This is a genomic window from Prosthecobacter sp., from assembly GCF_029946185.1.
Lineage (GTDB): Bacteria > Verrucomicrobiota > Verrucomicrobiia > Verrucomicrobiales > Verrucomicrobiaceae > Prosthecobacter.
This window is the reverse complement of sequence record NZ_JAQSEA010000166.1, coordinates 1-19,493: the sequence shown is the minus strand read 5'-3', so window position 1 is coordinate 19,493 and position 19,493 is coordinate 1. Positions and strand designations below refer to the sequence as shown.

Annotated in this window: 16 protein-coding genes; 10 read left to right on the top strand and 6 right to left on the bottom strand. The window is 59.4% G+C overall.

What is annotated here, in order from left to right; genetic code table 11:
* Nucleotides 1-74: 74 nt before the first annotated feature.
* Genes PSV43_RS14640 through PSV43_RS14630 form a run of 3 tightly spaced genes read right to left on the bottom strand, consistent with a single transcriptional unit; the run spans nucleotide 75 to nucleotide 5,766 of the window.
* Nucleotides 75-1,466: an efflux transporter outer membrane subunit gene (locus PSV43_RS14640; RefSeq protein WP_300198646.1), complete on the bottom strand. Its 1,392-nt coding sequence runs from the start codon at nucleotides 1,464-1,466 to the stop codon at nucleotides 75-77.
* Nucleotides 1,453-4,632: a multidrug efflux RND transporter permease subunit gene (locus PSV43_RS14635; protein ID WP_300198643.1), complete on the bottom strand. Its 3,180-nt coding sequence runs from the start codon at nucleotides 4,630-4,632 to the stop codon at nucleotides 1,453-1,455. Before PSV43_RS14635 ends, PSV43_RS14640 begins: the two co-directional genes overlap by 14 nt.
* Before the next feature lie 6 nt (nucleotides 4,633-4,638).
* Nucleotides 4,639-5,766 (bottom strand): efflux RND transporter periplasmic adaptor subunit, encoded by a 1,128-nt coding sequence (locus PSV43_RS14630; RefSeq protein ID WP_300198641.1) that lies wholly within the window; start codon nucleotides 5,764-5,766, stop codon nucleotides 4,639-4,641.
* Between the two features lie 141 nt (nucleotides 5,767-5,907).
* On the opposite strand from PSV43_RS14630, the gene PSV43_RS14625 reads away from it, so the two are divergent.
* The 4 genes from PSV43_RS14625 (at nucleotide 5,908) to PSV43_RS14610 (ending at nucleotide 10,501) form a co-directional block, all read left to right on the top strand.
* Nucleotides 5,908-6,837, top strand: coding sequence for a LysR family transcriptional regulator (locus tag PSV43_RS14625; protein WP_300198638.1), 930 nt, complete (start codon nucleotides 5,908-5,910; stop codon nucleotides 6,835-6,837).
* A gap of 128 nt (nucleotides 6,838-6,965) precedes the next feature.
* Nucleotides 6,966-8,180: a phosphoglycerate kinase gene (locus PSV43_RS14620; RefSeq protein WP_300198635.1), complete on the top strand. Its 1,215-nt coding sequence runs from the start codon at nucleotides 6,966-6,968 to the stop codon at nucleotides 8,178-8,180.
* A 40-nt stretch (nucleotides 8,181-8,220) separates the two neighbouring features.
* Entirely contained in the window at nucleotides 8,221-9,021 is an 801-nt protein-coding gene (tpiA, locus tag PSV43_RS14615) for a triose-phosphate isomerase (RefSeq protein WP_300198632.1), read from the top strand.
* Nucleotides 9,022-9,085: 64 nt separating this feature from the next.
* Entirely contained in the window at nucleotides 9,086-10,501 is a 1,416-nt protein-coding gene (locus PSV43_RS14610; protein WP_300198629.1) for a neutral/alkaline non-lysosomal ceramidase N-terminal domain-containing protein, read from the top strand.
* Here PSV43_RS14610 and PSV43_RS14605 read toward each other — a convergent pair.
* Together PSV43_RS14605 and PSV43_RS14600 are read right to left on the bottom strand one after the other, a co-directional pair.
* Nucleotides 10,488-11,069: a methyltransferase gene (locus tag PSV43_RS14605; RefSeq protein WP_300198626.1), complete on the bottom strand. Its 582-nt coding sequence runs from the start codon at nucleotides 11,067-11,069 to the stop codon at nucleotides 10,488-10,490. The genes PSV43_RS14610 and PSV43_RS14605 overlap by 14 nt on opposite strands.
* Nucleotides 11,069-11,584 (bottom strand): hypothetical protein, encoded by a 516-nt coding sequence (locus PSV43_RS14600; RefSeq protein WP_300198623.1) that lies wholly within the window; start codon nucleotides 11,582-11,584, stop codon nucleotides 11,069-11,071. Before PSV43_RS14600 ends, PSV43_RS14605 begins: the two co-directional genes overlap by 1 nt.
* 359 nt (nucleotides 11,585-11,943) lie before the next feature.
* On the opposite strand from PSV43_RS14600, the gene PSV43_RS14595 reads away from it, so the two are divergent.
* The 6 genes from PSV43_RS14595 (at nucleotide 11,944) to PSV43_RS14570 (ending at nucleotide 18,034) form a co-directional block, all read left to right on the top strand.
* Nucleotides 11,944-12,534, top strand: coding sequence for a CDP-alcohol phosphatidyltransferase family protein (locus PSV43_RS14595; protein WP_300198620.1), 591 nt, complete (start codon nucleotides 11,944-11,946; stop codon nucleotides 12,532-12,534).
* Nucleotides 12,535-12,541: 7 nt separating this feature from the next.
* Nucleotides 12,542-14,290, top strand: a complete 1,749-nt coding sequence (locus PSV43_RS14590) for a bifunctional alpha/beta hydrolase/class I SAM-dependent methyltransferase (protein WP_300198617.1) — start codon at nucleotides 12,542-12,544, stop codon at nucleotides 14,288-14,290.
* A gap of 8 nt (nucleotides 14,291-14,298) precedes the next feature.
* A complete protein-coding gene (locus tag PSV43_RS14585; RefSeq protein ID WP_300198614.1) occupies nucleotides 14,299-15,570 on the top strand; it encodes a dual specificity protein phosphatase family protein in 1,272 nt (423 codons plus the stop codon).
* Nucleotides 15,571-15,673: 103 nt separating this feature from the next.
* Entirely contained in the window at nucleotides 15,674-16,249 is a 576-nt protein-coding gene (locus PSV43_RS14580) for a DUF1802 family protein (protein WP_300198611.1), read from the top strand.
* 15 nt (nucleotides 16,250-16,264) lie between these two features.
* On the top strand, nucleotides 16,265-17,386 hold the full coding sequence (gene alr, locus PSV43_RS14575) for an alanine racemase (RefSeq protein WP_300198608.1): 1,122 nt from the start codon (nucleotides 16,265-16,267) through the stop codon (nucleotides 17,384-17,386).
* Between the two features lie 69 nt (nucleotides 17,387-17,455).
* A complete protein-coding gene (locus tag PSV43_RS14570) occupies nucleotides 17,456-18,034 on the top strand; it encodes a 3'-5' exonuclease (protein WP_300198605.1) in 579 nt (192 codons plus the stop codon).
* A 93-nt stretch (nucleotides 18,035-18,127) separates the two neighbouring features.
* On the opposite strand, the gene sufD is transcribed toward PSV43_RS14570, so the two are convergent.
* Nucleotides 18,128-19,493: Fe-S cluster assembly protein SufD (sufD, locus tag PSV43_RS14565; RefSeq protein WP_300198602.1), on the bottom strand; the 1,366-nt coding region annotated here is incomplete at its 5' end.

The window sequence follows — 19,493 nt, the reverse complement described above, 5'->3', positions numbered from 1 at the left end:
GTTTGGCGTTCTGCTGATCAACGCAAAGCTTCATGACCTGCGTGGCCGCAGGCTTTTGTCAGTCATCGCAACATTCAGCCATTCCAGCCGCCGCCCATGGCCTTGTAAATACGCACCCAGGCGGTTGTGACGCGGGTGCGGCTGAGGGCGATGTCGTTTTGAGCGCCGAGGGCGACACGTTCTGCGTCGAGCACCGTGAGGAAATCAGCGATGCCGTCCTGATAGCGTTTCCGCGCCAAGGTGGCCGCTTCGCGGGCGGAGGTGGCGGAGGCTTCGAGATGGTGCAGGCGAACGCGTTCACGGTCATAGGATGTGAGTGAGTTTTCTGCCTCTTCGAGAGCGAGGAGCACCGTTTGCTCATAGCGTGCCAGCGCAGTGTCGGCGCGGCGTCCGGCGGCGGCGATCTGCTGACGCACGCGTCCGAGATTGAAGGCGGCCCAAGTAATCCGTGGGCCCAGCGTGAAGCCATCTGAATTGCGTCCTGTCAGGGAGGAAAGTGTGGATCCCTGAAGGTCGATACGGCCGCTGAATGTGACGCGTGGAAACAAATCTGCGACCGCCACACCCACGCGGGCGGTTTCGGCTGCCAGAATGTTTTCGGCGACACGAATGTCAGGACGGCGACGCAACAGTTCTTCCGGTTTGACGATGCCGATACGAGTTGGCGCGACGGGCTGCTTTTTGATGCTTTGCAGCCGGGGGCGGAGTTCGGAGGGGTTTTGACCGCACAAGACGGCGATGCGATGGATGGACCTGGCGATGTTTTCCTGATGCGTGGGGATTTGCGCCAGGGTGGCGTTCCAGAGAGAGTTGGCCCGGGCGACATCAAGCTGCGTGCCACGGCCCCCCTTGAGCGAGGCTTCGGCGATGTGCAGGGCGTCGGACTGATTGCCGGCGTTTTCATTCGCCACGCTGAGCTGGGCCTGGGCACCACGCAGTTCCAGGTAGTTGATGGCAATTTCGGACTGCAGGGAAATCAGCAGGTCATGCAGGTTGGCATCCATGGCATTCGAGTTTGCCTTGGCGGCTTTGACGGAGTTGCGGATGCGCCCGAAAAAATCCAGCTCCCAGTCGGCGTCAAAGCCCGTGCGGTATAGCTCGAAATCACGGGTGCGCAGACCTGTGAATGAGGTGGCTCCATTTCGGACGCTTTCGTAGGTCGAGCCGAAGGTGACGGTGGGGGCGTAATTGAAGCTGGATTCACGCCAGAGGGCGCGGGCTTCAAGGAGCCGTGAACGCGCAGCGTTAAGATCTTTGTTCTGGTTGCCGGCAAGGGAGACCATTTCGTTCAGCGTGCTGTCATTGAGTCTGCGCCACCAGGTGGCATCCACTTCGGCAGCATGCGCGGCACCGGCCCGTGAGGCGAAGTCGTCAGGCATCTTGGGCTGCGGCTTGATGAAGCTTGGCCCCACATTGCAGCCGGAAGTCACGCAGATGAGGAGAAGGAAAGATTTAATGGGCTTCATGTAGCGTAGGGGAGGAGGCGGACTTGCGGCGCTGTTCACGGCGTTCAACGAAGGCGCGGAGGATGACATAAAACACAGGTGTGAAAAGCAGGCCGAAGATGGTGACGCCGATCATGCCAAAGAACACCGCCGTGCCGAGTGCCCGGCGCATTTCTGCACCTGCGCCGGTGGCGAGCACAAGCGGCAGCACCCCGAGGATGAAGGCAAAGCTGGTCATCAGGATGGGGCGCAGGCGCAGGCGGCAGGCTTCGACGGCAGCCTGGATGCGGTCCATCCCCGTGTCCTGCAACTGCTTGGCGAATTCGACGATGAGGATGGCGTTTTTGGCCGCGAGGCCGACGAGCACGACGAGTCCGATCTGCGTGAAGATGTTGTTGTCCTGCCCCCGCAGCCACACGCCGCCGATGGCGGAGAGAAGACACATGGGGACGATCAGGATGATGGCCATGGGCATGCTCCAGCTTTCATACTGCGCGGAGAGCACCAGAAAGACAAAGATGACGCAGAGCGGGAAGATGTAGAAGAGGGTATCTCCGGCGAGGATCTGCTGGTAGGTGAGGTCGGTCCACTCGATGGCAAAGCCAACGGGCAGGTTCTCCTTGGCCAGGCGCTCGATCTTTTCGATCATCTGGCCGGAACTGATGCCCGGCAGCGTGTTGCCGTTGATGTCGGCGGAGTAGTACAGATTGTAACGCTGCACACGGTCCGCGCCCCCGGTCTTGATGACTTTGACGAGCGCGGCGAGTGGCACCATGTCACCGGCTTGATTGCGAATTTTGATGCGGCCAACGTCTGTCGGGTCTTTGCGGTAGGCAGGCTCAGCCTGCGCGGTGACCTGATAGGTGCGGCCGAAAAGATTGAAGTCATTCACATAGACGGAGCCGAGATAAACTTGCAGCGCCTCGTTGAGATCGGCCAGGGAGACGCCCATGGTTTTTGCCTGAGCACGGTTGATTTCGAGTTTGAACTGGGGGCTCTTGGCGCGGAAGCCGGTGATGAGAGAAATCAGGCCCGGCTCCTGCTGAGCGGCGGTGAGCAGCTTCTGGGTGGCGGCTTCGAGGGCGGGCAGACCGGCGTTGTTGAGATCCTGCACCTGGATTTTGAAGCCGCCAGCATTGCCCAGACCGCGCAGCGGCGGTGGTGGCAGCACCAGCACTCGGCCTTCTTGAATCGTGGAGAACTTTTTGCGGATGGCTGCGAAGATGCCATCGCCCTTGACCGAGGGATCGTGACGTTGGTCGAAAGCATCGAAGACCAGGAAGGCGGCGCCGACGTTGGGCTGATTGGCCTGCAGCACGGATGAATAGCCTGAAATGGCGAAGGTGTGCGCGATGCCGGGAATTTCACGCGCCATGGCGTCCATCTTGCGCACCACGGCGTCCGTGCGTTCGAAGGATGCCGCATCTGGCAACTGAACCAGCACGATGGCATAGCCCATGTCCTGGGAAGGAATGAACCCCGCCGGCACATCCTGAAACAGCTTGCCTGCGAGACCGATCAACGTGGCATATCCGATGAGAACCAGCACCGTGAGACGGATGAGCTTGCCAACCAGCCCGGCATACAGATCTGAGCTGAACTGGAACACCCGGTTGAAGCCCCGGAAGAACCACCCGAACAAGAAGTCCAGGACACGGCTGAAGCGATCCGGCGGGGCGCCATGCGGCTGCAGCAGGATGGCGCAGAGGGCAGGGCTGAGTGTGAGCGAATTGAAAGCCGAGATGACCGTGGACACCGCGATGGTGAGTGCAAACTGCCGGTAAAACTGGCCGGTGATGCCGCTGATAAAACCCGTCGGCACAAACACGGCGCAGAGCACCAGCGCCACGGCGATGACGGCACCGCTGACCTCTTTCATCGCAAGCACGGAGGCTTCCCGCGGGGCGAGACCTTTGGCGATGTTGCGCTCGACGTTTTCGACCACGACGATGGCGTCATCAACGACAATGCCGATGGCGAGCACCAGGCCGAACAGGGAGAGATTGTTCAGTGAGAATCCCATCCACTGCATCACGGCCAGCGTGCCGATGAGCGACACGGGAACGGCCAGCAGCGGAATCACCGATGCGCGCCAGCTTTGCAAAAAGATGATGACGACGAGCACGACGAGCAGGACTGCCTCCATCAGCGTGTGCAACACCGACGAAATGGAGGCGCGGACGAATTTGGTGGTGTCGTAGTTGATTTTGTAATCGACGCCCGGCGGGAAACGCTCCTTGAGCTGTGCGAGGCGTTTGTAAACGGCATCGGCGGTTTCAATGGCATTGCTGCCGGGAAGCTGGAACACGCGGAGAGAAACGGCATTGTAGCCATCCATGTAGGTGCGGCTGGAGTAGTCGCGTGAACCGAGTTCGATGCGGGCAACATTGGCCAGGCGCACCACATCTCCCAGACTGCCGGTTTTGAGCACGATGTCGCCAAACTCCTCTGCCTTTTTCAGGCGTCCCGGCGCGGTGAGGGTGTATTGAAATTCCGAGCCTGTGACTGCTGGCGGCTGGCCGAGTGATCCGGCGGCGACCTGCACGTTCTGCTCGCGAATGGCACGCACGATGTCACCCGCAGTCAGGCCCAGACCGGCGATTTTTTCAGGGTCGAGCCAGACCCGCATCGAGTAATCAAGTCCACCGAGAGATGAGGCCTCCGCCACACCGGGTAGGCGGGCGATTTCGTTTTGAATCTGCAGCGTGACGTAGTTGCTGAGATATCCGACTTCGCGCGAGCCGTCGGGACTGTAAAATTGTACGGCAAGCGTGAGGTCAGGCGAGCGTTTGTTGACCATGATCCCCAGACGGCGAACTTCCTCCGGCAGGCGTGAGATGGTGGCGTTCACGCGGTTTTGCACCAGCACCTGCGCCTGGTCGAGATCCGTGCCAAGACGGAAGGTGACGGTGATCTGCACCTTGCCGTCACTCGTGGAGGACGAGGACAGATAGAGCATGTTTTCGACACCGTTGATTTCCTGTTCCAGCGGTGTGGAAACGGTCTCTGCCAGCGTGCGCGCATCCGCGCCGGGATATGTCGCCGAAACCACCACGGTGGGCGGAATGACCTCAGGGTATTGGGCGATGGGCAGCGACAAAAAGGCGAGGCCTCCCAGCATTGTGATGACAATGCTCAACACGGCCGCGAAGATGGGCCGATCGACGAAAAAGCGGGCGAAATTCATGAGTGTTTACTTGGTTGCCACCGCCGCTGGCAGCATTTCTGTCATTGTCGCGTTCACTTTGACGCCGTTGCGCACGCTCATGAGGCCGAGTACAACCACTCGCTCATCTGCCTTCAAGCCGCTACGCACCACGCGCAGACCCTCAAGCAACGGCCCGAGAGTGACGGGGCGATAGACAGCCTTGTCTTCCTTATCAAGCACCCAGACGAAGCTGCTGCCCTGATCGTCGCCCACGGCGGAATCACGAATGAGCAGGCCGTCGTATTCACCGCTGCCGGGAATGCGCACCTTGGCGAAGAAACCGGGTGCCATCAGACGGTCGGTATTGGGAAACACGGCACGGGCACGAATGGTTCCAGTGGCGGGATTGATCTGATTGTCCACGAAATCGACCTGGCCTTTATGGGGCCAGCCTTCCTCATTGATGAGCGCCATCTCGGCGGGAATGAGTTCGAACATTGCGCTCACACGCTCACCGTTCTTGTGCATCGTGCGGTATTTGAGCACCGACCGCTCATCAGCTTCGATCTCACAGTAGATGGGGTCCAGTTCGACAATCGTGGTCAGCAGAGTGGTGTTTTGAGTCCCACCGCTGACGAGGTTGCCCTCCGTCACGCGTGCATCACTGATGCGTCCGCTGATGGGAGCGCGGATTTCGGTGAATTCGAGGTCAAGCTTGGCGGCGCGCAAGGCTGCCTCTGCACCCCGCACTCCGGCCAGTTCTCCGGTGGCGCTCTTTAGACGACGCTCTGATTCCTCAGCAGAGATAGCCTGCCCCTGGCGCAGCGCGGTGGCGTTCTTGGCTTCGACGCCGGCGAGATCAGAGGCGGTTTTCGCTTGAGCCAGCATGGCCTCGGCGCGTTCGACGATGGCTTCGTAAGGGCGTGGGTCGATGGTGAACAGCATATCCCCGGCTTTGACCTCCGTGCCTTCCTTGAAGCTGACCTTCGTGATGTAGCCGGATACGCGAGAGTGAATCTCGACGCGTTTGCGCGAAGTTAGCCGACCGGTGAATTCATCCCAGTCCGTGAGTCGGCGTGCTATGGGTTTGGCAATGGTGACTTCCGGCGTCGCAGCCGGTGGCGCACCACCAGGGCCTGCGGCGTCACGTTTACAGGCGGTCAGTGCGCTCATTATCAGCAGGCCTGCCATGGCATTTCGCCAAGTTGGAATGAGAAAAATTGGAGAAAGCGGGAGGCGTTGCATGGACAGAGTTACGGACATGGAGACGTGTTAAATAGTGCATAATTGACATATCGGTTATACCCTAAATGCATGACCAGTCTCAATGATCTCCATCATGTACGTGAATTTGTCCAGATTGCGGACTCGGGCAGCATCTCGCGTGCCGCCAAGGTTCTAGGCATGGCTCAGCCCACACTGAGCAGGCATCTGGCTGCTTTTGAAGCGCAAATTGGGGTGCCGCTGATCCGTCGTGACACACACTCGATGAGCCTGACGGATGCTGGGATCATTGTCCTGACGGACGCCCGTGAGCTGCTCCTGCTGGCAGACCGCATGGGCAGCCGCCTGCGTTCTGGGCACCACTCGCTACGCGGGCATCTGCGCCTGGTCTCCGTGGTCGATGTGGGCCAGTGGGTCGTCTCCCGCGTGCTCTCAAGATTTCAAAAACTGCATCCTGACGTCACAACCGAGCTGCATCTGATCAACCGGCCCACGAAATTCATCAAAGAGGGCTTTGACTGCGGCATCATGGTTGGGGCAACCACAGATCGCCGGGTGACGATCCGCAAGATCGCCCAGCTTCAGCGGCGGCTTGTGGCGGCACCATCGCTCTTGAGAGCCCACGCATTGCCCGCCCGCCCGGATGACCTGAAATTGCTGCCTTGGCTGGGAATTTTGCAGCCACATTTCTATTCACGCGACCGGTTTGAACTGGAGCGGGCGAAGCAGACGAAGAAGCTCCGGCTCGCGCCTGTCATGCTGCTGGACACCGTCACCGCCTTGCGTGAGGCAGCCATTGAGGGCGCGGGATTCACGATTCTGCCGGAGTGGATGGCGGCGCGCGACATCACGGCCGGGAGGCTGGTGCAACTGCTGCCAGGCTGGAATCTGGCTCCGATCGACCTACAGATTGCCCACGCTGCGCACGAGCACCTTCCGCAGCGGGTGAAAAGTCTCATTGAATATCTGGAGCAGGAGCTTCCCGTCGAAATTCACCGGCTGGATCTGAATGAGCGGTGAGTTTCCACCCTTTTTTTGGAAAAGCCGCACGACCGCCCAAAAAAATTCCATGCGCAACGAGCACGCTCTGTGCTAGGAATCCCGCCCCTCGCCGCCCTGCGGCCCCGTTTACCCCCATCTAAAATACCATGCCCAAGCAGACCATTCGTGACCTCGACCTCGCCGGAAAACGCGTCTTTGTACGTGTCGATTTCAATGTGCCGCTTGATGAAAAAGACGGCCAGATGGTCATCACCGATGCCACCCGCATTCAGGAGACCCTGCCAACCATCAAGTTCCTGATCGAAAAAGGCGCTAAAATCATCCTCGCCAGCCACCTCGGCCGCCCGAAAGGCCAGCGTGACCCGAAGCAGAGCCTCGAACCCGTGGCTCCAGCACTCAGCGCCTTGCTCGGCAAGCCAGTTGCTTTCGCCAATGACTGCGTTGGTGAAGAGGCGAAGGCCAAGGCGCTCGCTCTCGGCAACGGTGACGTGCTCCTGCTCGAAAACACCCGTTTCCATGCCGGTGAAGAAAAGAATGATCCCGAACTGGCTAAAGGCATGGCAGACCTCGCGGAAATCTTTGTGAACGACGCCTTCGGCTCCGCTCACCGTGCGCACAGCTCCACAGCGGGCATCGCTGATTACCTGCCTGCCGTTTCCGGCCTTCTCATGGAGAAGGAGCTGACCTGGCTGCACGACGAACTCGAAAACCCAGAGCGTCCCTTCGTGGTGATCCTCGGCGGTGCGAAGGTGAACGACAAGATCGGCGTCATCAACCGCCTGCTCGAAAAGGCAGACACCATCATCATTGGCGGCGGCATGGCCTACACCTTCCGCAAGCTCGTCCAAGGCATCACCATTGGCAAAAGCCTCTACAAGCCCGAGTGGGAGCCGATCGCACAGGCCGCACTCGACAAGGCCAAGGAGCGCGGCGTGAAGATCCTCATCCCAGTGGATGCGATGATCACCGACTCATTTGACTTTGACACCAAAAAACTCGGCACCACCAAGTTCACGGCCGCAGGAGAAAGCATCCCCGACGGCTGGGAAGGTGTGGATATCGGACCCGAGTCCGTGAAGCTCTTCTCCGACGAAATTTCCAAGGCAAAAACCGTGATCTGGAACGGCCCGATGGGCGTGTTCGAAATCAAGGAAAGCTCCAAGGGCACCTTTGATGTGGCAGAAGCCATGGCGGCCAATTCCAGTGCCAAGACCATCATCGGGGGTGGTGACAGTGTGAAAGCCGTCAAAGTAGCCAAACTGGGTGACAAAATGACCTTCATCTCCACCGGTGGCGGTGCCTCCCTCGAATTGCTTGAAGGCAAAGTCCTGCCCGGCGTCGCTTGCTTGAAAGACAAATAATTCGCCCCTTTAGATTCCAACACTTTTATCAAACAAACCCATGGCTCTCGCCCACTTCCGTAAACCGATCATCGCCGCCAACTGGAAAATGCACATGACACCGCAGGAGACGGATGATTTCCTCCGTGCCTTCGCCCGTCTGGTGCCTGACAAAGTTCCGGTTCAGATCGTCGTCGCTCCTCCTTTCGTCAGTCTGGACAAAGCGCAAACCGTCCTCGTCAATGCACGTGAACCCAGCGTTGAACTGGCCGCCCAGAACATGAGCGCCCAGCCTGCGGGTGCCTTCACCGGAGAAATCAATGCCCGCATGATCAAGGAGTGCGGCTGCAAGCACGTCATCCTCGGGCACAGCGAGCGTCGCAGTCTCTATGGTGAAACCAACGCCATCGTGAATGCCAAGGTGCTCGCGGCCCTCGAAGCCCGTATTCACCCCATTCTCTGCATTGGCGAAACCCTTGCTGAGCGTGACAACGGCCAGATCGAACAAGTGCTGGGCAGCCAGTTGCGTGAGTCGCTGGCCGAAGTGGGTCCCCGTCGCATCACCGACTGCGTCATCGCTTACGAGCCCGTCTGGGCCATCGGCACCGGCCGCACCGCCAGCCCTGAGCAGGCGCAGGAAGCCCACGCTTACACCCGGCAGGTGCTGGGCGAACTGTTTGGTGACGACGTTGCGGTCAAGATTCGCATCCAATACGGTGGCAGTGTGAAGCCCGGCAACATGGCCGAACTGATCAGCCAGAAGGATGTGGACGGCGCCCTTGTCGGCGGAGCCAGCATGGAGCCCCAGAGTTTCTGGGACATCTGCCGCGCCGCCATCGACTATGCGAATGCCAACGCCTAGTCGTTTCCACTAAATTTAAAATTAGTCTTGTTAGTGTTTGTCGCATTTGCCCATAATCGGGAAAATGCGACTAATCATCCTCCTGCTATCTTTGATCGTCGAAGTGCCGTTGCTGGCCCAGACGGTATCTTCTTGGAAGGCCGGCGCGGCGGACGTGGACATCACGCCGAATTATCCGGTGCGTCTCAGCGGCTACGGCAGCCGCACCGCAGAGACTCAAAAGGTGGCACAGCGACTGCATGCCAACGCCCTTGCCTTGCAGTGGCAGGATGGCAAGCCTGCGGTCATTGTCAGTGTCGATAACTGCGGGGTGCCTGCGGCTGTGCGGGCCGAGGTGCTCAAACGTCTTGTCGCGGGTGGCAGGACCCTCGGCGATGAGCGTTTCGCCCTGCACTCAACCCACACGCACAGTGCGCCGATGCTCAAAGGTGTGCTGCAGTTTCTCTTCGGTGAACCCTTGGCGGCAGAGCAGGTGAAGCATATTGAGCGCTACACCGAAGATCTGACCGCTCACATTGTCAGCATCATCGGCCAGGCATTGGACAAGATGGAGCCCGCCCGGCTCGAATGGAGTGTGGGCAAAGTCTATTTCGCTTTCAACCGCCGGTTGAAAACAGATGCGGGATTCCAGAATGTCCAAAATTACAGCGGGCCAACGGACCGTGCCCTGCCAGTCCTGTGCGTCAAATCTGCCGACGGAAAGAAACTGATCGCCACCCATACCAGCTACGCTTGTCACTGCACGACACTCGGCGACAACGAAATTCATGGCGACTGGGCAGGACTGGCACATGAGGAAATGGAGCTGCGCTTTCCCGGTTCGGTATGTCTCATTTCCATCGGCTGTGGAGCAGATCAAAACCCATACCCTCGCAAAGAGAACCGTTTCGCTATGAATCATGGCGTCAGCATCGCCAAAGAAATCGTGCGTCTTATCAACAGCCCGATGCTGCCGTTGAACGGCCCGCTCAACTGCGCCCACAGAGAGGTGATGCTGCCGTTCGACACACTGCCCACTTTGGAAGAATGGCAGGCCAAAGCCGCCGATTCAAACCGGTGGACAGCTTATCATGCGAAGGAACATCTCGCGATGCTCGAACGTGGCGAAAAAATACCGCCTGCGCTGCCTTATGACATTCAGGTCTGGAATTACGGTGCCGACCTGCTCACCATCAATCTGCCTGGCGAGGTGGTGGTGGATTACAGCCTGCGCTTCAAAAGTGAATTCGATCCCGGCCGCACGTGGGTGAACAGCTACACGAACGACGTGCCCTGCTACATCCCCTCTCAGCGTGTCTGGGAGGAGGGCGGTTACGAAGGCGGTGGAGCCATGATCTATTATGGGCGTCCGACCCGGTTTGCCTCCGGCATCGAGAACATCATTGCAGCAACGGTGAAACAACTCGTGCCGAAGGAGTTCAGCACCCGGCGCGTGTTGAATCCGGTGGAGCCCTTGGCCGGGCAAATCAATCTGAAATGAGCCGCAGCACGCGAAGACATTCGCGGCCTTCGCGGCCTGGATAGGCCGCAGTGGGCACATGCCCTTCGACCACCTGAAAACGCTCTGCGAACAAGGTGGTGAGGTCATGCATCGAGATGCCAAAGGGTGGTCCGGTTTCCCCAGGGTCCATTTCTGGATTGATGAAGAACACGCCTACAAGCAGGCCATTCGGTTTTAACAACGAAGCCACCGCATCCCGATACTTGGTGCGCCACTCCGGTGGCAGAGCACACAGGCAGGTGTGCTCCACGATGGCGTCATATTGACCGCGAAACTCAAACAGATCCGCGCACACGAAACGCTCCGCCAGTTGGGGGTAGTGCTCCTTGGCACGTGCCACAGCCGTCGGTGCAATATCGAGCCCGTAGGCGTCGATGCCGAGTGATACGAGATGAGCCACATCGTGGCCCACACCACATCCCGGTACGAGCACCCGGCCTGAGAGTGGAGTGCGAGCCAGCCATTCCACCAGCGGCGGTGCGGGCAGGCCTTTGTCCCACGGGGTAAAGTTATCCTGATAGGCCTGGTTCCAGTCGGTGACGTCCATTAAGGTTGTTTCTCTTTCTGATGTTTGATCACGCCTTGCAGGGTGGTCTGCCCGCTGTCTCCCGTAAAGGTGACATTGCTTTCCATGACATCTTTTGCATCGCCCGCAAAAGCCTCGGTGATGGTGATGCTGCTTTCGCCGCTGCCGGTGATGGCCTTGAGTTCAAACGTGAGATTGACCTCGGAAACATGGCCTTCAAAACGGATCGTCTGCGAGCCTTCCGCACCCGAGAGGATGGCCTCGTAGCTGTCCGCACCCTCGTTGTAAGTGATCGTCCATTGAAACGGCTGCGTGTCGCCATTGATCGTGCGCGTGCCTTTGACCACAAAGGAATTGTCACCTTCGGCTGCGCCACTCCATTCCTCGGTGATGACGAGGACGTTGTTCTCACCCTTCAGTTCGCCGGCCGCCTTCCAGTTGCCGACGTAATGCTTGAAAACCGGATTCAGGCCAAGATCTTTGGCCGAAAGGCTGATGGCGACCAGCAGGCAGAGTGTGGCGAGAAGTGTTTTCATGCGATGATTTCCTGGATGACTTTGCCGTAGCTAGTTGATGGGCACGGGGCGGTTGACCACGTCGCGCACCTCGGTGTCTGGTTGAATGCCTAGCAGATGATACATCGTGGCGGCCAGATTATCCGGCTTCACTGGTTTGTCAGCAGGGTGTTCGCCATTTCAGTCAGACGCGGACTGACTTACGATATGCTATACGTTCGAGAGGGGTGGGTTTATGCGCGGACAGTGGCACAGGGGCAATCGGGCACTTGCGGGGGAGGCGGGCGTGCTGTTGCATGGGGACCATGATCTCTGACTCTGCCGCACGGCGTCCTCTTAAGTCACGCACGACCGCGTGGGCGGGGTTTTTCTCCCGATGGATGTTGAAGGTGGGGCTGACGCCCAATGTGGTTTCAGTGCTGAGCATCGTTTGCGCTGCGGTGGGCGGTGGTGCGGCATTGATGGCTCCGAGCAGCGGGCATGCGTGGGCATGGTGGCTGCTGGCAGCGGCGGGGATACAGATGCGGCTTTTCTGCAACATGATGGACGGGCTGCTGGCGGTGGAGGGCGGGCTGAAGTCAGTGACGGGGGACTTGTTCAATGAAATTCCGGATCGGATTGATGATGCGTTGATTCTGGTGCCGCTGGGCTATGCGGCCGGGACGGATTGGAGCATTGCGCTCGGCTGGGCGGCGATGGGCGGCGCGATGCTGACGGCGTACATTCGGGCACTGGGTGCCAGCCTGCTGGGTGGGCGACATGATTTCTGCGGGCCGATGGCGAAGCCTCACCGCATGTTTGCGGTGACGGTGGGCTGCCTATCGATGATGACTATCGATATTATGAATGTGAAAGCACCGCCGCTTATGCTGTGGTGTCTTGTGATTGTGAACGTTGGCATCGTGATCACTTGCTGGCGGCGAACGGCGCACTTGGTAAAGGCCTTGAATCAACAAAAACCGAAAGGATGAGCGACACATGAACTCTGAACGACTGCAATTCACGACGGATGACGGGCTGGCGCTGCACTACAAGACGTGGAACGTGGCGGGTGCGTCAAAGGCGCTGGTGCTGCTGCATCGCGGGCATGAGCACGCGGACCGGTGGGACACGGTGGTGCCGCATCTGAAGATGCCGGACACGGCGATCTACGCTTGGGAGGCAAGGGGACATGGGCAGTCGCCCGGCAGACGCGGACATGCGTCGGGATTCATGGAGTATGTGCGGGATCTGGACACGTTTTTTCACCACCTGCAGAAGGTGCATGGGCTGGTGCCGGAGCGTACGGTGGTGGTAGCGCACAGCGTGGGCGGTGTGGTAGGGGCTGCATGGGTGCATGATTTCGCGCCACGAATCGCGGGGCTGGTTTTGGCGACTCCGGCGCTGGAGGTGAACCTGATTGTGCCGGGCGCATTGACGGGCATCCGGATGCTGCAGAAGGTGAAGCCGGATGCGACGATCAAGAGCTACGTGCAGGGCTCATGGCTGACGCGGGATGCAGGCGCGGCGGCGGTGTATGATGCGGACACACTCATCTCGAAGGACATCTCGGCAAAGATCTTGGTGGACCTTTTCGACACCGCGAAGCGGGTGATCAGTGATGCTGAGGTGATGGACCGGCCGCTGCTGATGTTCTCCGCAGGGGCTGACAAGGTGGTGAAGCGTGAGGCGGCAGACCAGTTGTACGAGAATTATGGCAGCGACCAGAAGACTCACCTGACGCTGAAAGGCGCGCGACATGCGATCTTCCACGATGTGTGCCGGGATGAGGTGTGCGGGGCCATCAAGCGCTTTGCGGAGCGCTGCATTGCGAACTTCACGCCACCTCGGCTGGAGGCGGACTTGTCCAATCCGGTGACGAACGCGGAATTTGCGATGCTGAAGAAGCCGCTGCCCTCGCCATCCATGCGTGGGCTTTCGTTTTTGCTGCAGCGGCTCAGCATGGGGACGCTGGGCAAACTGAGCGAGGGAATCCGCATAGGCCATGCGACGGGGTTCGATTCAGGGGAGTCGCTGGACTATGTGTACAAGAACAAGGCGAACGGTGGACTGGGCGTCGGCAAGATTATTGACCGTGGCTATCTGGATGCGATCGGCTGGCGTGGAATCCGCCAGCGGCGGGCGTGTATGAACCAAGCATTGAAGTATGCGCTGAAGCAGGTGCGTGAGGCAGGAATGCCGTTGCAACTGATGGACATTGCAGGCGGCGCAGGGCGCTATCTGCTGGATGTACTGGAGGACGAGGAATGTGGCTTTGATTTGAAGGTGCTGTGCCGGGACTGGAGTGAGTCGGCGCTGGACACAGGCCGTGCGACGGCGCGGGAGAAGGGGCTGCAGGAGCGGATCACGCATGTGAAAGGCGATGCGTTTGATGAGAACTCGCTGGCGAGTGTGGAGCCGAAGCCATCGGTGGCGGTGGTGTCGGGGCTGTATGAGCTGTTTCCGGAGAACGAGATGCTGCAGAGGTCGCTGCGCGGACTGCACCGTGCAGTGAATGACGGTGGGTGGCTGATCTACACGGGGCAGCCGTGGCATCCGCAGGTGGAGATGATTGCGCGGACGCTGACGAATCGTGATGGGCAGTTCTGGGTCATGCGACGGCGGCCGCAGGGGGAGATGGACGCGCTGGTGGAGGCGGCTGGATTTAAGAAGGAGAAGGAGTGGGTGGATGACTTTGGCATCTTCACAGTGAGCGTGGCGAGGAAGCTGAAGGGTGGGGCCGCATGAGCATGGTCATGAACCGAACTCCACGTGAAGCGGGGCTGCTGTGGCCGGCGCTGTGGCGACTGGCGCTGGCCGGGGCGACTTTCGTGATCGTTTACAGCGGGTGCAACCTCCTCACCCACACGCGGGGGAACGTGCCGACGCTGATGTTTGAGTGGGAGAAGAGCATCCCGTTTGTGAGAGAACTGGTGGTTCCATACTGGTCGTTGGATTTGTTTTTCTGCGGGGCGTTTTTTTTGTGCGGCAGCAAGACGGAGCTGAATCTGCTGACGAAGCGGCTCATAACTGTGACAATTCTGAGCGGCCTGTTTTTCCTGCTGTTTCCATTGAAGCTGGGGCTGCCGAGGCCGGAGCCGAGCGGGTGGACGGCTCCGCTTTTTCACGCGCTGTATTTCAATGATCTGCCGTACAATCTAGCTCCGTCGTTGCATATCAGTTTGCGGTCTCTGGTGTGGGTGTTTTATGGGGCGCATCTGACTGGGCATGTGCGCACGGCGGTGAAGGTGTGGTTTATCCTGATCGGTCTTTCCACGTTGATGGTGTGGCAGCATCACCTCATTGATGTGGCGGGTGGATTCATCATGGGGTGGGCGGTGGCGGCGCTGGTGCCGGACCCAAGGCAGATGGGGACGCGGAATCCCTCGAAGAAGCATGCGGTGCGTTATGGCATCGGCGCGGTGGTGTGCGGGACGCTGGGATTTGCGTGGATCGGCTTTGTGTGGCCAGCGGTGGCGTGCGGGATCATGGCGCTGGCGTATGGGACGGGGCTGTCGCGGCTTTTGGGCAAGGAGAATGGGACGCTATCACCCTCGGCTGAGTGGTGCCTGCTGCCGATCCTGCTGGTGAGGGGCTGGGTGCAGAAGAAATGGTTGAAGCGGAAGCCCGGCTGGTGCGAGGTGACGCCGGGGGTGTGCTTTGGAAGGCGGGTGACCGGCAAGGAGGCTGTGGCGCTGGTCGCGGCCGCAGAAGCCGGAGGGACACCGCTGGCGGTGCTGGATCTGACGGCGGAGACGAATGCGCCGAGGGCGTTTCGGGAGCGGGCGTTTTATGTGAATCTACCGCTGCTGGATTTGGTGCCGCTGAAGACGGAGCAAATCGCGGCGGCGGTGGAGTGCATTCGCAGACAGCGGGCCGAGGGAAGACGGGTATTCGTGCACTGCCAGCTGGGGTTGCAAAGGTCGGCGCTGATCATGGCCCACTGGTTGGTGGATAGTGATGAAGCGGTGGACGTCGAGATGGCGATAAAGCGTGTTAGGGAGCTGGAGCCGGACGTTGTGATCTGATGTCCGAAGAGTGACCTCGTCCTTTGTCATTCTGACTTCGTTTTTTTGCTCTTGCTTGCTCTCGCTTGCTCTCGCCGCTGCTCTGCTTACGTAACACCCTGTCATGCCTGATTTAACCACCCCCACCGGATTCAAAGAATGGTCCTTCGTCTGCGACGCACTGGCGCAGGGTCGGCTCAGCATTATTTTGCGCAAAGGCGGCATCCATGAAGGCCGCGGCGGGTTTGAGTGGAAGCACCGCGAATTCTTTCTGTTTCCGACTTGGTTTCACACTCAGGCCGAAAAGCTGAGCTGGGTGCCCGAGAACACGCAGCGCGACTTCCCGCCGGAAGAGCAGCGTACCACCGTGGATATTGACGGCTGTGCCACGCTGGAGCAGGTCTGGAAGGTCACGGACTGGGACAAAGTGGCCGCGCTGGCCCCGCTGCACATCTGGAATGAGGACATCGTGAAGGAGCGCTTCATCTATGACGACGAAAGCTGCCTGCACGTCGCTCTGGTCCGTGCCTACAAGCTGCCGCAGAACTGGCACTTCCCGTATGCGAAGAGCTACGGAGGCTGCCGCTCCTGGATCACACTGCCTGAAGAGGGCCTGCCCATGGCCGCGGCAGCGACCCCGGCGCTGAGTGACGAAGCCTTTGCCGAGGTGTCAGCGAAGTTGAAAGCGATCTTGGGCTAGCCGAGTGTCTCCCCCTTGAACCCAACCGACGCCATTCGCCCAGCCCACGTCGAGGTCAGCCTCGGTGACATCGCGCAGAATTATGACGCGATCTGTGCGCATGTGGGGGCGGCGCAGGTGATGCCGGTGGTGAAGGCGAATGCGTATGGGCATGGCCTCGTGGAGGTGGCACGGCACCTGATCCATCATGGCGCACCCTGTTTGGGAGTGGCTTTGCTGGAGGAGGCGGTCGAGTTGCGGCAGGCGGGCATCACGGTGCCGATTCTCGTCTTCGGCGGTGTGGTCACGCGGCAGATTCCGCAGTTCATCGCGCATGGTTTGATGATGGCGGCATCCTCCATCGACAAACTGCAGCAGATTGATGAAGCGGCCGCGGCGGTGAAAACGAAGGCGCGGGTGCATCTGAAAATCGACACCGGCATGGAGCGCATCGGCGTACATTGGTACAGTGCGGAGAAGCTGCTGGAGGCCAGCTTGAATTTCACGAATGTGGAGGTGGCTGGCATCTATTCGCACTTTGCAAATTCAGACGACCCAGACCTTGCCTCGGCCAGAGAGCAACTCGCGAGATTTCTTGAAGTGCTGGAATTTTATCCGAAGCGCGGACTGCAGCCGCCGCAGCGGCACATCGCGAATTCAGGCGGCATTCTGCAGCTTCCTGAGAGCCACCTCGATCTCGTCCGTCCGGGCATCATGCTCTATGGCGTGTATCCGTCGAAGGAGGTGAGAAAGACGGTGGTGCTTAAGCCGGCGCTGAACTGGAAATCGCAGGTGGTATTTTTCAAAGTCGTGCAGCCGGGCAAACCTGTCAGCTATGGCAGCACCTGGCAGAGCGATCATCCCGTGCGCGTCGTCACTGTGCCCGTGGGCTATGGTGATGGCTATTTTCGGGCGCTGTCGAATCGCGGTGCCGTGCTCATCCGCGGCCAGCGCCACCCGATTGTCGGACGCGTGTGCATGGATCAGTTCATGGTGAATCTGGAATGGGGAACGGCCTACAATGGCGATGTCGTGACGATCATCGGCAGCGACGAAAATGAGACGATTTCCGTGCAGGATGTGGCGGATGCCGCTGGCACCATTGCGTATGAAGTGCTGACCAACATCAATGCCCGCGTGCCCCGGGTGTACGTTTAATGCCTTGCAATCAGTCTGCTATGGCCGCAACGAAGGGGTGGGATGCGACAGCGTATTCCGCCCGCATACATGAACCTCATCATCTTCGACCTCGAAACCACCGGCCTTTTACCTTCACAGCATGAGATCATCCAGATCGCAGCGATGAAAGTGAAGAACGGCAAGTGGAACGAAGGCGAGTATTTCGACAGCTATGTGCGGCCGGAAAATCATATCCCGTCGTTCATCACCAAGCTGACCGGAATCACGCAGGCGCAGGTGGCCAATGCTCCCCATCCCTCGGATGTGCTGATGGAATTTTCCCGTTTCGTGGGTGAGGGTGCGACCTTGATTGCCCACAACGGCATTCGTTTTGACATGCGCTTTATCGCAGAGCATTGCAAACGGCATGGCATGCCAGTGCGTGAAACGAGCGCGATCGATTCCCGCGATTTCTCCCGCAAAATCTGGGGAGGCAAAGGCGGCCATGGGCTGGACGCAGTGCTGGGTCGCGTCGGTGTGTGCAGCAAGAACATGAAGCGCCATGATGCTCGCGTGGACGTGCAACTTCTCGCCCAGGCTGTGCAGTACATGTGGGAACGTCTTACGCCGAGCGTGACCAACTGCCCGGTGGCCCTTTCCGCAGGAGTGATTCCTGCACTGGATTGAGATTAAACCGGCGCGAATAGCTAAATAAGAAAGAGCCGGATGTAACTCCGGCTCTTTTTACTTTTTCACTTCTTTCGGCCAATCCCTCAGGACTCAGACCGCACGCTCCAACTTTTCATCGATGCGTGCCACCAGTGTATCAAGCAGCTCGCCATTGCCAAAGCGTTCGATCACGCCCGCCAGGAAGCCTTCGATGATGAGCTTGCGGCTTTCGCTGTCGCTGATGCCACGGGCCTTGAGGTAGAAGAGTTCTTCGTCGCTGATGGGGCCGCTGGTGGCACCGTGGCTGCACTTGACCTGGTCGGCGCTGATTTCGAGGCCGGGCAGGCTTGTGGCTTCGGCTTCGTTGCTGTTGAGCAGGTTGCGGCAGGTTTGGTAGGCGTCGGTGTAGTGCGCTCCTTCATCCACGGTGATGAGGCCGCTGAAGATGCTGCGCGATTTGCCGTAGAGAGCGTTTTTGTAGAGCAAATCGCTGCTGGCATGTGGGGCCTTGTGATTCTGCAACGTGCGTTGATCCACGATCTGCTCGCCGATGGGCAGGGACACGCTGAGCATGTCGCTGCGGGAACCTTCGCCGATGAGATCGCTCACGCTTTCGCTGCGGCTGAAGAGGGCACCGAGTTGGACCTGGAAGCTCTTGATGGCGGCATCCCGTCCGGCCACAATGCTGGAAAGATGCAGCGCTTGTGCGTCATCCGCCAGTTCCTGGCAGGCTGCATAGGTGATCTTGCTGCCACGACCGCCGACGAGATCCGCAATGGCGATGCTGAGCCCACCTTCGCCTTCGAGGCTGCGGTAGTGATCGACGACGCTGACCTCGGCGTTGTCGCCGGTAACGATGAGTGTGTGCGGAAAGATGGCGGCATGATCGCCGACAACCCAATGGAAGATTTCAATGGGCTTCTCAATCGCCACGTTCTTCGGCACGATGATGACCGCGCCTGCACTCACATGGGCGAGGTGCAGAGCGGCGAACTTCGCGGAGCCCAGCGTCATTTCACGCTGCATGAAGTGTTCCTTGAGCACGTCGCCATGATCGCGCAGCGCATCCGCAAAGGTCACGCAAACCACACCGGCTGGCAGATTCGTGGTGTCGGACTCGACGAGCACATCATTCACGAACACAAAGCGGGCGGTGCTTTCCTTGAGGCCCTGCGTGGCCGCGAGCGCGGCAGCAGTGTTTGCAGCCGTAGGCGCGGTGGCAGGCGTGTGACCAGCGAGTTCGATCTTCTTCGAATTGGAGTAGCGCCAGTTTTCATCCTTCAGGCCGGGCATCGGCAGTGCTTGGAATTCAGTCCAAGCGGCTTCGGAACGGGCGAGGAACCAGCCGGGCGTGGAAGTTTCATCGCGCACAGGCACGGTGATTTCGAGGCCGGATGGGGCGGGAGATTCGGTGTCTTGAGGCACTGGAACGGGAGTGTTTTTGGGGGCAGAAGCGAGAGTGGCGGACATGGCGAGC

Excerpts from the sequence above, each read along its gene's own strand:
- PSV43_RS14640 (WP_300198646.1), bottom strand. The coding sequence starts at position 1,466 with ATGAAGCCCATTAAATCTTTCCTTCTCCTCATCTGCGTGACTTCCGGC.
- PSV43_RS14635 (WP_300198643.1), bottom strand. The coding sequence starts at position 4,632 with ATGAATTTCGCCCGCTTTTTCGTCGATCGGCCCATCTTCGCGGCCGTG.
- PSV43_RS14630 (WP_300198641.1), bottom strand. The coding sequence starts at position 5,766 with ATGAGCGCACTGACCGCCTGTAAACGTGACGCCGCAGGCCCTGGTGGT.
- PSV43_RS14625 (WP_300198638.1), top strand. The coding sequence starts at position 5,908 with ATGACCAGTCTCAATGATCTCCATCATGTACGTGAATTTGTCCAGATT.
- PSV43_RS14620 (WP_300198635.1), top strand. The coding sequence starts at position 6,966 with ATGCCCAAGCAGACCATTCGTGACCTCGACCTCGCCGGAAAACGCGTC.
- tpiA (WP_300198632.1), top strand. The coding sequence starts at position 8,221 with ATGGCTCTCGCCCACTTCCGTAAACCGATCATCGCCGCCAACTGGAAA.
- PSV43_RS14610 (WP_300198629.1), top strand. The coding sequence starts at position 9,086 with ATGCGACTAATCATCCTCCTGCTATCTTTGATCGTCGAAGTGCCGTTG.
- PSV43_RS14605 (WP_300198626.1), bottom strand. The coding sequence starts at position 11,069 with ATGGACGTCACCGACTGGAACCAGGCCTATCAGGATAACTTTACCCCG.
- PSV43_RS14600 (WP_300198623.1), bottom strand. The coding sequence starts at position 11,584 with ATGAAAACACTTCTCGCCACACTCTGCCTGCTGGTCGCCATCAGCCTT.
- PSV43_RS14595 (WP_300198620.1), top strand. The coding sequence starts at position 11,944 with ATGTTGAAGGTGGGGCTGACGCCCAATGTGGTTTCAGTGCTGAGCATC.
- PSV43_RS14590 (WP_300198617.1), top strand. The coding sequence starts at position 12,542 with ATGAACTCTGAACGACTGCAATTCACGACGGATGACGGGCTGGCGCTG.
- PSV43_RS14585 (WP_300198614.1), top strand. The coding sequence starts at position 14,299 with ATGAACCGAACTCCACGTGAAGCGGGGCTGCTGTGGCCGGCGCTGTGG.
- PSV43_RS14580 (WP_300198611.1), top strand. The coding sequence starts at position 15,674 with ATGCCTGATTTAACCACCCCCACCGGATTCAAAGAATGGTCCTTCGTC.
- PSV43_RS14570 (WP_300198605.1), top strand. The coding sequence starts at position 17,456 with ATGAACCTCATCATCTTCGACCTCGAAACCACCGGCCTTTTACCTTCA.